Origin of the sequence: Nocardiopsis alkaliphila YIM 80379, from assembly GCF_000341005.1 — a bacterium.
In the GTDB taxonomy this organism is placed as follows: domain Bacteria; phylum Actinomycetota; class Actinomycetes; order Streptosporangiales; family Streptosporangiaceae; genus Nocardiopsis; species Nocardiopsis alkaliphila.
Genome location: NZ_ANBD01000130.1, coordinates 38,668 through 52,915 on the forward strand (window position 1 = coordinate 38,668; position 14,248 = coordinate 52,915).

Annotated in this window: 11 protein-coding genes; 7 read left to right on the forward strand and 4 right to left on the reverse strand. The window is 68.1% G+C overall.

Going from position 1 to position 14,248, the window contains the following annotated elements:
• Window positions 1-60: 60 nt before the first annotated feature.
• Together D472_RS26875 and D472_RS0118545 are read right to left on the reverse strand one after the other, a co-directional pair.
• Window positions 61-1,341 carry a DUF418 domain-containing protein gene (locus D472_RS26875; protein ID WP_017605966.1) on the reverse strand — a complete coding sequence of 427 codons (1,281 nt, stop codon included), beginning with the start codon at window positions 1,339-1,341 and terminating at the stop codon, window positions 61-63.
• A 151-nt stretch (window positions 1,342-1,492) separates the two neighbouring features.
• Window positions 1,493-2,569, reverse strand: coding sequence for a polyprenyl synthetase family protein (locus tag D472_RS0118545; protein ID WP_026117842.1), 1,077 nt, complete (start codon window positions 2,567-2,569; stop codon window positions 1,493-1,495).
• Between the two features lie 347 nt (window positions 2,570-2,916).
• Between D472_RS0118545 and metF the strand changes: the two genes are divergently transcribed.
• Window positions 2,917-3,846 (forward strand): methylenetetrahydrofolate reductase [NAD(P)H], encoded by a 930-nt coding sequence (gene metF, locus D472_RS0118550; protein WP_017605968.1) that lies wholly within the window; start codon window positions 2,917-2,919, stop codon window positions 3,844-3,846.
• On the opposite strand, the gene D472_RS27735 is transcribed toward metF, so the two are convergent.
• Both D472_RS27735 and bldD read right to left on the reverse strand, forming a co-directional pair.
• On the reverse strand, window positions 3,764-4,372 hold the full coding sequence (locus D472_RS27735; protein WP_193373490.1) for a GNAT family N-acetyltransferase: 609 nt from the start codon (window positions 4,370-4,372) through the stop codon (window positions 3,764-3,766). The two genes, metF and D472_RS27735, sit on opposite strands and share 83 nt — an antisense overlap.
• Window positions 4,373-4,707: 335 nt before the next feature.
• Window positions 4,708-5,202 (reverse strand): transcriptional regulator BldD, encoded by a 495-nt coding sequence (gene bldD, locus D472_RS0118560; RefSeq protein ID WP_017605970.1) that lies wholly within the window; start codon window positions 5,200-5,202, stop codon window positions 4,708-4,710.
• Between the two features lie 502 nt (window positions 5,203-5,704).
• On the opposite strand from bldD, the gene pyrR reads away from it, so the two are divergent.
• From pyrR to D472_RS0118590, 6 genes are all read left to right on the forward strand, one after another.
• Window positions 5,705-6,400, forward strand: coding sequence for a bifunctional pyr operon transcriptional regulator/uracil phosphoribosyltransferase PyrR (pyrR, locus tag D472_RS0118565; RefSeq protein ID WP_017605971.1), 696 nt, complete (start codon window positions 5,705-5,707; stop codon window positions 6,398-6,400).
• Window positions 6,400-7,308 (forward strand): aspartate carbamoyltransferase catalytic subunit, encoded by a 909-nt coding sequence (locus D472_RS0118570; RefSeq protein ID WP_017605972.1) that lies wholly within the window; start codon window positions 6,400-6,402, stop codon window positions 7,306-7,308. The genes pyrR and D472_RS0118570 overlap by 1 nt, the downstream gene beginning before the upstream one ends.
• 87 nt (window positions 7,309-7,395) lie before the next feature.
• Window positions 7,396-8,697 (forward strand): dihydroorotase, encoded by a 1,302-nt coding sequence (locus D472_RS0118575; protein WP_017605973.1) that lies wholly within the window; start codon window positions 7,396-7,398, stop codon window positions 8,695-8,697.
• 44 nt (window positions 8,698-8,741) lie between these two features.
• Window positions 8,742-9,884 (forward strand): glutamine-hydrolyzing carbamoyl-phosphate synthase small subunit, encoded by a 1,143-nt coding sequence (gene carA / locus D472_RS0118580; protein ID WP_026117843.1) that lies wholly within the window; start codon window positions 8,742-8,744, stop codon window positions 9,882-9,884.
• A gap of 15 nt (window positions 9,885-9,899) precedes the next feature.
• Window positions 9,900-13,208: a carbamoyl-phosphate synthase large subunit gene (gene carB, locus D472_RS0118585; protein ID WP_017605975.1), complete on the forward strand. Its 3,309-nt coding sequence runs from the start codon at window positions 9,900-9,902 to the stop codon at window positions 13,206-13,208.
• A gap of 136 nt (window positions 13,209-13,344) precedes the next feature.
• The gene (locus D472_RS0118590; RefSeq protein WP_017605976.1) at window positions 13,345-14,244 is read left to right on the forward strand and encodes a dihydroorotate dehydrogenase electron transfer subunit; all 900 of its coding nucleotides are present in this window, start codon (window positions 13,345-13,347) and stop codon (window positions 14,242-14,244) included.
• The last annotated feature ends 4 nt before the right edge of the window (window positions 14,245-14,248 follow it).

Below are 14,248 nucleotides of genomic sequence, written 5' to 3' on the forward strand. Positions count from 1 at the left end.
TGGTGGAAGGGTGCGTTCCGAGCACTCATCGGCACGCCCCTTTTTGCGGCTTCCGGCCAGTCAGTGGTCTTCTCTTGGTGAGCCCGGTTCCGCGCCCTCCCGGGGGGAGACGACGGCGGGCCGGTCCGTGCGCCGGTAGGCGCACTTGCGCAGCAGGACCTCGGCCGGGCCACGTCGTCCCGCGCGCTCCAGGGCGTAGGAGGCCAGCACGGTGGTCAGCCACACCCCGATGGCGAACAGGAACATCGACCACGAGGTCAGGTGGGCGCCCAGCCCCAGCCCCCAGGCGGCCAGGATCGGCGCGCACAGCACGGACTGGGCCAGGTAGGCGCTCAAAGAGCGTTTGCCGGTGGCGCTCAGTGCGCTCACCACCATCGAGGCACGACCGCGTTCCTGGATCCTATGGGCGATCAGGGAGATCAAGGCGATGTAGCCGAGCCCGCAGAACAGGCCGGTGAGCATGTGCGGCATGGTCAACATCTGCGCCTGCATCGGGTCCAGGCCCAGCACACCCACCTGCTGTAGGGCCAAGGGGAGCCCGCCCAGCCAACCGACGGTGACACCCACGGCCGCGATCCATCCGAGCGCCTTCAGACGCCGTCCCGGCTCCTCGAGGAAGCGTCGGTGTGCCGCCCAGAACCCGAACAGGATCGCGGCGGGAACCGCCAGTCCGAACAGACCCTGACCGATCACGATCAAGGGCCAGGTCGAGATCCGGCCCAGGGCCGCGGCCACCACGGAGGTCTCTTCGAGGTTGGCTGCGAGCTCGCCCGTGCCGAAACCACCGTCGTCGACCGAGACCCCGGCGAGGAAGGGCAACGCCAGCAGACCGAAGACCGCCAAAAGGCCGATCAGCCCGGTCAGGACCAAGCCCCACACCAGCGATGTGAGGTCCCGCCGCCAGAGGAAGAGCCACCCCAGGAACAGCCCGGCCAGGCCGTAGGCGGCCAGGATGTCGCCCATCCACAGCAAGAGGGCGTGGAAGAAACCGAAGACGATCAGCCACAGGTTGCGGCGCCGCAGCAGTGCCTTCGTCTCCTCGACGCTCGCCCCGGTCGCCTGTTGTCGTCGGGCCAGTTGCACCATGCCGTAACCGAACAGGAACGCGAACATGGGGTAGCTGCGCATGTCCACGGCCAGCACCGTGAAGAACTGGGTCGCCGTGTCCAGGACGCCCTCGGGAGCGGGATGTACGGTGACGCCCGAGTCCGGTACGGCCCACAGGTACCAGACCGTGTTGGCCAGGGCGATGAACAGCAGCATGAAGCCACGGGCGAGGTCGGGTGCGAGCGCGCGTCCGTCGGGGGGCGCCGATCCGCGGATCGATGTGTTCCCGGCCATGGTGCAAGCCCCTCGTTCTCGAGATCTATCGTGAGCTTGGATTCAACCTGGAACGGATGAACGGCACAACCGAGGGTCGCCCCGAAAGGACCCCCGCCCTCTCAGGGCGCTCCTGGGGGCGGGGGGTGAAGGCTCTTGGTGGGCCGTGCGCTCAGTGGGAACGCCGGGTCGCGGCGACCACCAGATCGCCCAGCGGACCGCGTGCCTCGGCGTCCAGCGCCGGGCTTTCCAGGGCGACGTGCGCTCGTTCGGCGTACTCGGAGATCAGGGCCTCGCAGGCGGCCAGGGCGCCACTGGACTCGATCAGGGAGCACATCCACTCCACCGAGGACACCGATAGGTCGGGCGCGCCCAGCAGCGAACGAAAACGCTCGGCGTCGGCCGCTCCGGAGCGGGCCAGAGTCTCGGCCACCACCAGGGTGCGCTTGCCCTCGCGCAGGTCGTCGCCGGTGGGCTTGCCCGTGGTGGAGGGGTCGCCGAACACCCCCAGCACGTCGTCACGCAACTGGAAGGCGATCCCCAACGGGATCCCGTAGTCGGTGTAGACCCCGGCGAGTTCCTCGTATCGGCCGGCCAGAGCGGCCCCCAGGTGGAGCGGACGCTCCACCGTGTACTTGGCGGACTTGTAACGCATCACCCGTAGGGCGGCCTCACGACCGGCGGAGCCGCGCACCTGCTCCAGGGTGTCCAGGTACTGCCCGGCCATGACCTCGGTGCGCATCGCGTTGAAGGGCACGCGCCCGTCCTGGAGCGTCTGTGGGGCGAACCCACTGGCCTGGTACATCTCATCGGACCAGGCCAGGCACAAGTCCCCGAGGAGGATCGCGGCACCTCGGCCGAACCCGTCGCTGTCACCGCCCCACCCGTGCTCGGCGTGCAAGCCCGCCATGCGCTTGTGGGTGGCGGGTAGACCGCGTCGGGTGTCGCTGTTGTCGATCACGTCGTCATGGATCAGCGCGCAGGCCTGGAGGAACTCCAGGGAGGACGCGGCCCGGACGATCCGTTCGTCCTTCTCGTCGCCGCCCGCACCGCACCACCCCCAGTAGGTGAAGGTCGGGCGCAGGCGCTTGCCTCCGGAGACGATCGCCTCCAAGGCGTCCATCGCGGGGGCCAGTTCGGTCCCGACCTCCAACAGGCGCTCGCGGTGGTCGGCACAAAAGTCGAACAGTTCGCGGTCCACGGCGGAGCGGATGACGGACACGGCTGAAGAGGCAGTAGAAGGGGCCATACCCAGCAGGTTAGCCCCTGTCAGAGGGGGTACGGGCCCGTTGGCTCGGCTGTCGCACGTCGTTGATCCGTCCCAACACTGGAACCCTCCCGGTCCAGAATATGGACAGCAAGGGAAGGGTGGGGGGAGCAGGGGGAGCGTCTATCAGTCGAGGCGACCTGCGTGTCTGTAAGGATTTCGTGCATGGAATATGTCCTCTGTAGCACTTCGCGAAGATCCGAAGGCGTCTCGCATGGTGGTACGTGAGACGGTGGGAAAAGTAAGTATCTCGAAACGTGGGATGGGGAGTCCGCGAGGAGGAAGGTCTGGCCTAGGGTGGACACATGCTCGCTGCACCGACCCGCCCTGTGGCGCCCCGAAGCCCGGCCCCCAGGCCGCGCCATATCCGAGACCTGCTCGACTCGGGCGAGCCGTTGTTCTCCTTCGAGTTCTTCCCGCCCCGCAACGCCCGGTCCCAGGAGCGACTATGGCGGGCCATTCGGGAGATCGAGGCGCTCGGCCCCTCCTTCGTCTCCGTCACCTACGGCGCCGGTGGCGGCACTCGCGATCTAACGGTGGAGACCACCGAACGCATCGCGACCGACACCACCCTGCTACCGGTCGCCCACATGACGCTGGTCGACCACTCCGTCGCCGAGTTGCGCCACCTCATCGGTCGCCTGTCCGACGCGGGTGTCTCCAACATGCTCGCCGTACGAGGTGACCCGCCCGGTGATCCGGACGGTGAGTGGGTCCGCCATCCGGAAGGATTGACCTACGCCGAGGACCTGGTCCGTCTGCTCAAGGAGAGCGGAGACTTCTCCGTGGGCGTGGCGGCCTTCCCCTACAAGCATCCGCGCTCGACCGACGTCGAGGCCGACACCGACTTCTTCGTGCGCAAGTGCGAGGCCGGTGCCGACTACGCCATCACCCAGATGTTCTTCGACGTCGAGGACTACCTGCGTCTACGCGATCGGGTCGCCGCCCGCGGCTGCGAGGTGCCCATCATTCCCGAGGTGTTCCCGGTGGTGAAGATGGCCTCCATCCCCCGCTCGGAGCAACTCTCGGGCGCTCCGTTCCCCCGGGAGCTGGCCGAACGCTTCGAGCGTCTGGGTGAGGACGCCGAGGCCGTGCGAGAGTTCGGGATCGACCACGCCCGGCACATGTGCGAGCGGCTGCTGGCCGAGGGTGCGCCGGGTATCCACTTCATCACCTTCAACCAGTCCACGGCCACCAGGGAGATCTACCGCGAGATCGCTCCTGTCCGCGAGCGGGCAGGGGCAGCCGCGCGGCCATGATCGAGAAGGGTTGTTCCGGACTCCCCGGGAAGAAGAACGGGTCCAACAGTTCGATGAAACCGCAGGAGCGATAGAGGTGGCGCGCGGGTGAGGGGCCCGAGCGCGTGGACAGTACCGCCGTGCGTTCGGGGCGGTCGGCGCACAGCAGATACAGCATGCGACGGCCGATCCCCTGGTTCTGGGCGTCGGGGTGGACGTGCACCTCGGCGATCTCCAGGGGGTCGGTCAGGTAGCGGCGCAGGTGTCCCCGCCGTCCCCGAGCGCGCATACCCTCGGTGACCACGTCGTGCCACCATTGGCCCTCGACCCCATGGAGGGCGTAGGCGAAGCCCACGGCATGATCATCGCGCGTGGCCACCACGCAGCGAAAGCCCGGCTGGAGGGCGTGGCCTCGCATGACGGCGGACCGTCCCGGCAATTGGCCGGGTGGTGGTCGCATGGCGGCCTCGTACACCTCCAAGAGCGCCGGGATGGCGTGGGTGAAGGCGGGGGAGGCGAGTTCGTGCAACTCGGTGTCGACTGCCACGTGACCAGGTTAGGTGGTGGAGGCGACTTTCCGCCTGGACTCCTCGGAAGCAACGGCCGCTCCGAGCCTCCTTGACGCTCCGACCGCGGGGGTGTTAACTGGATTTCATCGAACACAGGTTCGATGGCTCCGTCCGAGTGTGCTCGGTGGGCGAGTGCGAGGTCGGGCCGGGGAGGGGAAGCCCTTGCCCGACCTCGTCGCGTGCCCGGCCTTCCCGAATGGCGGTCTGCTCATGTGTGCGGTCACGGCTTCGAACGGCACGAAGCCGGATGCCTTCCGCGAATGGGGAGGCATCCGGCTTCCACGTGTCGGACCGGCTTGGTCGCGTGAGCGGGTCAGAAGGCGTCGACGGCGCGGCGGGCCTCGGGGTCGAGGACGCCCCAGTTGATGAGTTCCTCGGTGAGGTCGCCCGGAGACTTGTCGTAGATGACCGCGAGTGAGCGCAGGTCCTCCTGGCGGATGGACAGCACTCGCCCGTTGTAGTCACCCCGCTGGCTCTGGATGGTGGCCACGTAGCGAGAGAGCGGCCCCGCCTTCTCCTGTGGCAATTGCTGCATGCGCTCCAGGTCGATGACCAGCTTGGGCGTGGGGCCCAGCGGGGTGGGCGCGGCACCGCCGGGCAGCAGCTCCGACATCGGCACCCCGTAGAAGTCGGCCAGCTCGGCCAGCTTCTGAACGGTGACGGCGCGGTCGCCGCGCTCGTAGGAACCCACCACGACGGCCTTCCAGCGTCCGTGGGACTTCTCCTCTACCCCGTGCAGGGACAGGGCCTGCTGGGTGCGGATGGCACGCAGTCGCGCACCGAGGGACTTGGCGTATTCGGATGGCATCTTCTTGTCGCTCCCGGCCGTGACGGTGGCTGGCGTTGAGTGGGGGAGACGTCCGCTCGTACTCGGCGGGCCGCCTGGGCGGTCCAGCGGATGGTCACGGGGTGCAACCCCACCCGGTATTGGTTACAGACAGTGACGGTAGAGGGGGGTGGCGCCCAGGTCAAGCTGTTGGGACGAAACGCGACTAATCAGTGGCCAAACCGTGCATAGGTGAGACGCCTCTCATTTGTGGGCCGGGTAGGACGAAGGGGGCGTCCCAGTTGGGTGAAAAGCCCGTTCCTGTAAGGAATTTCGCATGTCGCGCGAACTATGGGTGAATACGGAGGGTTATGAAATGGATACCCCCAGATGGGCAACTTGTGGCGTTTTATGTGATGAGCATCACATACATGATCCCAGGGGTCGAGGGGTGCCCGTGAGGGACGCCGTTGCCGCTGGTAGCGTGTGCCTGATCGACATCCTTTAACGACCTGTTCTGTGAGGCAGGGAAGGGGTCACTAATTTGCATGCGCGAAAACCGCCGCGTGACGACGATGAGAGCGATGCTCGGGCGTCCAAGACGCCCGAAGGCACCAGGGCCGTCCTCGACGGCAACGAGATCAATCGGGCGCTGACCCGGATCGCGCACGAGGTGCTCGAACGCACCAAGGGCGCCCACGACGTCACCCTCTTGGGTATTCCCTCGCGTGGCGTTCCCCTCGCCCGACGCCTGGCTCGGCGGATCGAGCGGGTCGAGGACCTCGACGTTCCGACCGGCTCCCTCGACATCACCATGTACCGGGACGACCTGAGGCTGGCCCCCGCGCGTGCTCTCGGTAAGACCGAGATACCCGTCGGTGGACTCGATGACCGTGTCGTCGTCCTGGTCGACGACGTGCTCTTCTCCGGACGTACCGTCCGCGCCGCCTTGGACGCCCTCGGCGACCTGGGCCGCCCGCGCGCCGTCCAGCTCGCGGTCCTGGTCGATCGAGGTCACCGTGAACTACCCATACGCGCCGACTACGTGGGCAAGAACCTGCCCACCTCCCTGCGCGAGAGCGTCACCGTCCAGGTGGAGGAGACCGACGGTCTCGACGCCGTCCTCCTCGGTCCCTCCGGTCCGTCTCCCTCCACCGTCCTCAAAGGTGGCCTTCGGCCCGGTGCCCTTCAGTACCCCGACTCCCTCCAGGGCTCCGAGACCACGGAAGGGGACCTCTGATGCGTCATCTGCTCTCCACCGGCGACCTCAGTCGTGACGAGGCCACGCTCATCCTGGACACCGCCACCGAACTCGCCCAGGTGGGGGACCGCTCCGTCAAGAAGCTCCCCACCTTGCGCGGACGCACCGTGGTCAACCTCTTCTACGAGGACTCCACCCGAACCCGTACGTCCTTCGAACTGGCCGCCAAGCGCCTGTCGGCCGACGTCATCAACTTCTCCGCCAAAGGCTCCAGCGTCTCCAAGGGCGAGAGCCTCAAGGACACCGCCCTCACCCTCCAGGCCATGGGCGCCGATGGCGTGGTCATCCGCCACAGTGCCTCCGGAGCCCCCCACCGCCTGGCCGGCTGGGTGGACGGCTCCGTCCTCAACGCCGGGGACGGCACCCACGAACACCCGACCCAGGCCCTGTTGGACGCCTTCACCATGCGGTCTCGGCTGGGACGGCTCGAAGGGTTGCGCGTGGCCGTGGTCGGCGACATCCTGCACAGTCGGGTCGCCCGTTCCAACGTCCTGCTGCTCACCACCTTGGGCGCGCAGGTGACCCTGGTCGCCCCGCCCACGCTGCTGCCGGTCTCGGTGTACACCTGGCCCTGCGAGGTCTCCTACGACCTCGACGAGGTGCTGCCCAAGGCCGACGTGGTGATGATGCTGCGCGTCCAGGCGGAACGTATGCGCGATTCCTTCTTCCCCTCGGTGCGCGAGTACAGCCGCAACTACGGCCTCGATGGTGAGCGCCTGGGGCGGATGCCGGCCGACGCCATCGTCATGCACCCTGGCCCGATGGTGCGCGGTATGGAGATCTCCGCCGAGGTCGCCGACTCTCCCCGCTGCACCGTCACCGAGCAGGTCGCCAATGGTGTCAGCCTGCGCATGGCCGTGCTCTACCTGCTGCTCGGCGGCTCCTAGCGGCGAGGGTGTCCGAACGCGTCACCACGCACGCGGGCCCCCGCCACCGCTCACGAACTTCACGAACACGAGAAAGCCGACATATCCATGCCCGAAAACCACGGACCGTACCTGATCCGAGGTGCCCGCCCGCTCGGTGGCGACCCCGTCGACCTGCTGTTCGAGGACGGCACCATCACCGCGATCGGAGCCGACCTGCCGGCTGCCCAGGGAACCCGGATCGTGGCCGCCGATGGCCTGATCGCCCTGCCCGGCCTGGTGGACCTGCACACCCACCTGCGCGAACCCGGTCGTGAGGACGCCGAGACCGTGGCCTCCGGTTCCCGTGCCGCCGCCATGGGCGGCTACACCGCCGTGCACGCCATGGCCAACACCGACCCCGTCGCCGACACCGCCGGCGTGGTCGAGCAGGTCTGGCGCCTGGGCAACGAGGCCGGGTACTGCGACGTGCGTCCGGTCGGCGCCGTCACCGTCGGTCTGGCCGGCGAGCGGCTCTCCGAGATCGGAGCCATGGCCGACTCCGCCGCGAAGGTGCGGGTCTTCTCCGACGACGGCGTCTGCGTCTCGGACGCTCTGCTCATGCGCCGCGCCCTGGAGTACGTCAAGGCCTTCGACGGCGTCATCGCTCAGCACGCCCAGGAGCCGCGCCTGACCGAGGGCGCCCAGATGAACGAGGGTCGCGTCTCCGACCGTCTCGGCCTGCCCGGCTGGCCCGCGGTCGCCGAAGAGGCGATCATCGCCCGCGACTGTCTGCTCGCCCAGCACGTCGGCTCGCGCCTGCACGTGTGTCACGTCTCCACCAAGGGTTCGGTCGACATCATCCGCTGGGCCAAGGAGCGCGGCTGCGACGTCACCGCCGAGGTCACTCCCCATCACCTGATCCTCACCGACGACCTGGTGGAGAGCTACGACCCCGTCTACAAGGTCAATCCGCCGCTACGCACCGCCGAGGACGTCCAGGCACTGCGAGAGGGCCTGGCGGACGGCACCATCGACATCGTCGCCACCGACCACGCCCCCCATCCGGTGGAGGCCAAGGAGACCGAATGGTCCACCGCCGCGATGGGCATGATCGGCTTGGAGACCGCGCTGGGAGTGGTCCACAAGACCATGGTCGAGACCGGTCTGCTCACCTGGGAACAGGTCACCGATCGCATGTCCGCCGCGCCCGCCCGTATCGGTCGGGTCGACGGTCACGGCCGTGACCTCGCCGTCGGCGAGCCCGCCAACATCGTCCTGTACGACCCCGCCGCGCCCGTCGAGGTCGACGGCGCGGCCATGGTCGGTAAGAGCGGCAACACCCCCTTCCGGGGCATGACCCTGCCCGGCCGGATCATCGCCACGTTCCTGCGCGGCGTCCCGACCGTCCTGGAAGGGAAGATCAAGTGAGTTTCCAAGCCCAGGCCGGACCTGGCACGACAGAGGGGGCGAACGTGTCCGAGGAGATCGGCGGACCGGCGATTCTGGTGCTCGAGGACGGCCGCGTGTTCCACGGCCGATCCTTCGGAGCCGTCGGTGAAACCTTCGGTGAGGCCGTCTTCAACACCGGCATGACCGGTTACCAGGAGACCCTTACCGATCCCTCCTACCACCGCCAGATCGTGGTGATGACCGCCCCGCACGTCGGTAACACCGGGGTCAACGACGACGACCCCGAATCCACTCGCATCTGGGTCGCCGGCTTCGTGGTCCGCGAGCCCTCTCGTATCACCTCCAGTTGGCGCTCCAAGGGCGCCCTGGACCAGGAGATGCGCCGCCAGAACGTGGTCGGCATCGCGCTGACCGGCACCCGCGCCCTCACCCGCCACCTGCGTGACAAGGGCGCCATGCGCGCGGCGATCAGCAGCGTCGGAACCGACCCGAAGACGTTGCTCGCCCGCGTCCTCGAACAGCCCTCCATGGCCGGTGCCGATTTGGCCGGGGAGGTCAGCACCGACACCGCCTACGAGATCCTGCCGCCGGAGGGTGTCCAGGCTCGCCACCACGTGGTCGCCGTCGACCTGGGCATCAAGTCCATGACACCCCAGCGGCTGACCGAACGTGGTTGTCGGGTCACCGTGCTGCCGGCCTCCGCCACCGCCGAGGACATCCTCGCCTTGGACCCGGACGGTGTCTTCTTCAGCAACGGTCCCGGCGACCCCGCCACCGCAGACGGTCCCGTGGCGGCCATGCGCGGCGTTCTGGACGCCGGCGTCCCGCTCTTCGGTATCTGCTTCGGCAACCAGATCCTGGGACGCTCCCTGGGCCTGGGCACCTACAAGCTGCCCTTCGGTCACCGGGGGGCCAACCAACCGGTCATCGACACCCGTACCAAGAAGGTGGCGATCACCAGCCAGAACCACGGGTTCGCGGTGGACGCCCCACTCGACGCCCCGTTCGACACCCCCTACGGCCGGGCCGAGGTCAGCCACATCGGCCTCAACGACCAGGTCGTCGAGGGCTTGCGGTTGCTGGACCGTCCCGCGTTCAGCGTCCAGTTCCACCCGGAGGCCGCAGCAGGCCCCCACGACGCCGCCGGTCTCTTCGACGAGTTCGTCGACCTGATGTCCGCCCAGCCCGCTCCGGCTGCCAAGTAGTAAGAGGTACAGAGCATGCCGCGCCGTAGTGACATTTCATCCGTCCTCGTGATCGGCTCCGGCCCGATCGTGATCGGGCAGGCGGCCGAGTTCGACTACTCGGGAACCCAGGCCTGCCGGGTCCTCAAGGCCGAGGGCCTGCGGGTCGTCCTGGTCAACTCCAACCCGGCCACGATCATGACGGACCCCGAGATCGCCGACGCCACCTACGTCGAACCGATCACCACCGAGATGATCGAGAAGATCATCGCCAAGGAACGCCCCGACGCGCTCCTGCCCACCCTGGGCGGACAGACCGCGCTCAACGCCGCCGTCGCCCTGGACGAGGCCGGGATCCTGGCCAAGTACGACGTCGAGCTCATCGGTGCCAACATCGACGCCATCCAGGCCGGTGAGGACCGTGAGACCTTCAAGGGCATCGTCGAGCGCATCGGCGGCGAGTCCGCCCGTTCGCGTATCTGCCACACCCTCCAGGAGTGCCTGGACGCCGCCGAAGAACTGAACTACCCGGTCGTGGTCCGCCCCTCCTTCACCATGGGCGGCGCCGGCTCCGGCTTCGCCCACGACGAGAACGAACTGCGCCGCATCGCGGGCCAGGGACTGGCGCTCTCGCCGACCACCGAGGTGCTCCTGGAGGAGTCCATCCTCGGCTGGAAGGAGTACGAGCTGGAGCTGATGCGCGACGCCAACGACAACGTGGTGGTCGTCTGCTCCATCGAGAACCTCGACCCCATGGGCGTGCACACCGGTGACTCCATCACCGTCGCTCCGGCCATGACCTTGACCGACCGCGAGTACCAGGAACTCCGCGACATCGGTATCGCGGTCATCCGCGAGGTCGGCGTGGACACCGGTGGCTGCAACATCCAGTTCGCCGTCCACCCCCGGACCGGTCGAATCATCGTCATCGAGATGAACCCCCGCGTGTCCCGATCCTCGGCGCTGGCCTCCAAGGCCACCGGTTTCCCGATCGCCAAGATCGCCGCCAAGCTCGCCGTCGGCTACACGCTGGACGAGATCCCCAACGACATCACCAGGCAGACCCCGGCCAGCTTCGAGCCCACGCTCGACTACGTCGTGGTCAAGGCGCCCCGCTTCGCCTTCGAGAAGTTCCCCGGAGCCGACGCCGGCCTGACCACCACCATGAAGTCGGTGGGCGAGGCCATGGCGATCGGCCGCTCCTTCCCCGAAGCGCTCCAAAAGGCCATGCGCTCACTGGAGAAGTCCGGGGTGGGCCTGACCTGGGCCGGTGAGCCCGGCGACAAGGACGAACTCGTGCGTCTGGCCGCTCGACCCACCGAACACCGCCTGCGCCAGGTCCAGCAGGCCCTGCGCGCCGGGGCCACCGTCCAGGAACTGCACGAGTCCACCAAGATCGACCCATGGTTCTTGGACCAGATGTCGCGTCTGGAGGAGGCGGCCCGGGCCATGGCCGCCGCCCCCAAGCTCGACGAGTCGTTGCTGCGCCAGGCCAAGGGTCTTGGCTTCTCCGACGCCCAGATCGGTGAGATCACCGGCAAGTCCGAGGACGTCGTCCGCGAACTCCGTCACGCCTTGGGGGTCCACCCCGTCTACCTGACGGTGGACACCTGTGCAGCCGAGTTCGAGGCCCGCACCCCGTACCTGTACTCCAGCTACGACGAGGAGACCGAGGTCCCCACCGGGGACAAGCCCAAGATCATCATCTTGGGCTCGGGCCCCAACCGCATCGGTCAGGGCGTGGAGTTCGACTACTCCTGCGTCCACGCCTCCTTCGCCCTCTCCGAGGCCGGGTTCGAGACCGTCATGGTCAACTGCAACCCCGAGACGGTCTCCACCGACTACGACACCAGCGACCGGCTCTACTTCGAGCCGCTCACCCTGGAGGACGTCCTGGAGGTCGTACGCGCCGAGCAGGCGGCCGGACCGGTCGTCGGCGTCATCGTCCAACTGGGTGGCCAGACCCCGCTGGGCCTGGCCCGTCGTCTCAAGGACGCCGGGGTGCCCATCATCGGCACCAGCCCTGAGGCCATCGACCTGGCCGAGGATCGCGGTGAGTTCGGCAAGGTCCTGGAGGCGGCCGGGTTGCCCGCGCCCAAGTACGGCACCGCCTACTCCTTCGATCAGGCCAAGGCCGCCGCGGACGAGATCGGCTACCCGGTCATGGTCCGCCCCTCCTACGTCCTGGGCGGGCGAGGCATGGAGATCGTCTACAGCGAGGCGATGCTCGCCGACTACATCGAGCGCAACGCCGAGGTCAGCCCCGAGCACCCGGTCTTGATCGACCGCTTCCTCGACGACGCCATCGAGATCGACGTCGACGCCCTCTACGACGGCCACGACCTGTACCTGGGCGGGGTCATGGAACACATCGAGGAGGCCGGTATCCACTCCGGCGACTCTGCGTGCACCCTGCCCTCCATCACCCTGGGCAGCGAGGACATCGAGCGCATCCGCTACTCCACCGAGGCCATCGCTCGCGGTACCGGGGTGCGGGGCCTGCTCAACGTCCAGTACGCGCTCGCCTCGGGCGTCCTCAACGTCTTGGAGGCGAACCCGCGTGCCTCCCGCACCGTGCCGTTCGTGTCCAAGGCGACCGCCGTACCACTGGCCAAGGCCGCCGCCCGGGTCATGGCCGGTAGCACCATCGCCGAACTGCGCGCCGAAGGCATGCTGCCGGCCAAGGGCGACGGCGGCGACCTGCCGGCGGACGCCCCGGTCTCGGTCAAGGAGGCGGTGCTGCCGTTCAACCGGTTCATCGACAAACATGGTGAAGGGGTCGACACCATCCTCGGCCCGGAGATGCGCTCCACCGGCGAGGTCATGGGTCTGGACGTCGAGTTCGGGGCGGCCTTCGCCAAGTCCCAACTGGCGGTCAACAGCGCCGTTCCCACCGAGGGCAAGGTGTTCGTCTCGGTGGCCAACCGGGACAAGCGTTCGATGATCTTCCCGGTCAAGCGCTTGGCCGACCTCGGCCTGGAGATCCTGGCCACCGAGGGCACCGCCGTCGTGCTACGTCGCAACGGCGTACGCGCCACCGTGGTGCGCAAGCACAGTGACGGCCCCGGCCCGGACGGTGAGCGCACCATCGTGCAGCTCATCCACGATGGCGAAGTCGACTTGATCGTCAACACCCCGTTCGGTAGCGCCGGCCAGGCCGGACCTCGGCTGGACGGGTACGAGATCCGAACCGCGGCCATCGTGCGGGCCGTTCCCAGCGTGACGACCGTGCAGGGTCTGGCGGCCGCGGTGCAGGCGATCGAGGCTCGTGTACGCGGCGAGGTGGGGGTGCGCTCCCTGCAGGAGCACGCTCAGGCGCTCACGGTGAGTCGCCAGGGCTCCTAGGCTGTAGCGGTACGTTCGGGTGCCGGTGGGGTCTCCACCCGCTTCCGGTATTCGGAACAGGCGTCGTCCGGGCGTCGCGGACCTCTCCGCGATGCCCGGAGCGCATCGCACCAGGCTAGAGAGGCTGTCAGGACAAATGAGCGACAACGGACCGGTGCAGATCAGGTGTCCCGTGCTGAACGTGCGCAGGGTGGACGCCTACTACGCCATCACCGTCGTCGCGCCGGGCATAGCCGAGCGGTTCCGTTCCGGACAGTTCGTCTCGGTGGCGGTGGGCGGTGAACACTCCAGCACCCTTCTACGCCGTCCTTTCGCGGTCCACGACGTCAAACCCGACTACGGCGGAACCGTCGAGTTCCTCTTCTCGGTGCGTGGCGTGGGGACCGCGTGGTTGGCGGAGCGGAGGTCACGTGACCTGCTCGACGTGGTCGGGCCGCTGGGCCGCCCCTTCCCACTGCCCCGGGACCCGGTCAACTGCGTCCTGGTGGGCGGTGGCTCGGGCGGTGCCCCCTTGTTCCCATTGGCCCAATCGCTGCGCAGACGCGGCTGCCGGGTCGACTTCGTGCTGGGCGCTGCCTCCGCCGACCGCGTGTTCAGCGCGATCACGGCTCGGCGGATCGCCGAGACCGCCCGGTTCACCACCGACGACGGTTCCTTCGGGACCCGAGGCCGGGTCACCGACGTCCTGGGCCGGGTGATCGAAGAGGCTCGTTCCGACGCGGTGTACGCCTGCGGTCCCATGCCGATGCTGCGCGCCGTCACCCAGGTGGCCGGCAACCACGGTATCCCCGTGCAGGTCGCGGTCGAGGAGACCATGGCTTGTGGGATCGGCATCTGCATGACCTGCGTGATCCCGGTGGTGGGGGAGGACGGAGTCACGCGAATGGTGCGTTCCTGCGTGGACGGTCCGGTCTTTCGTGGTGAACAGGTGCGCTTCGACGACGTGGGGACCATCCCGTTCGACGCATTGGGGGCGCCCGGATGGAAGGGGTCGAGCGCCGCCCGCGCCACGGAGCCGACCCGCGACATCGCCTGAGACC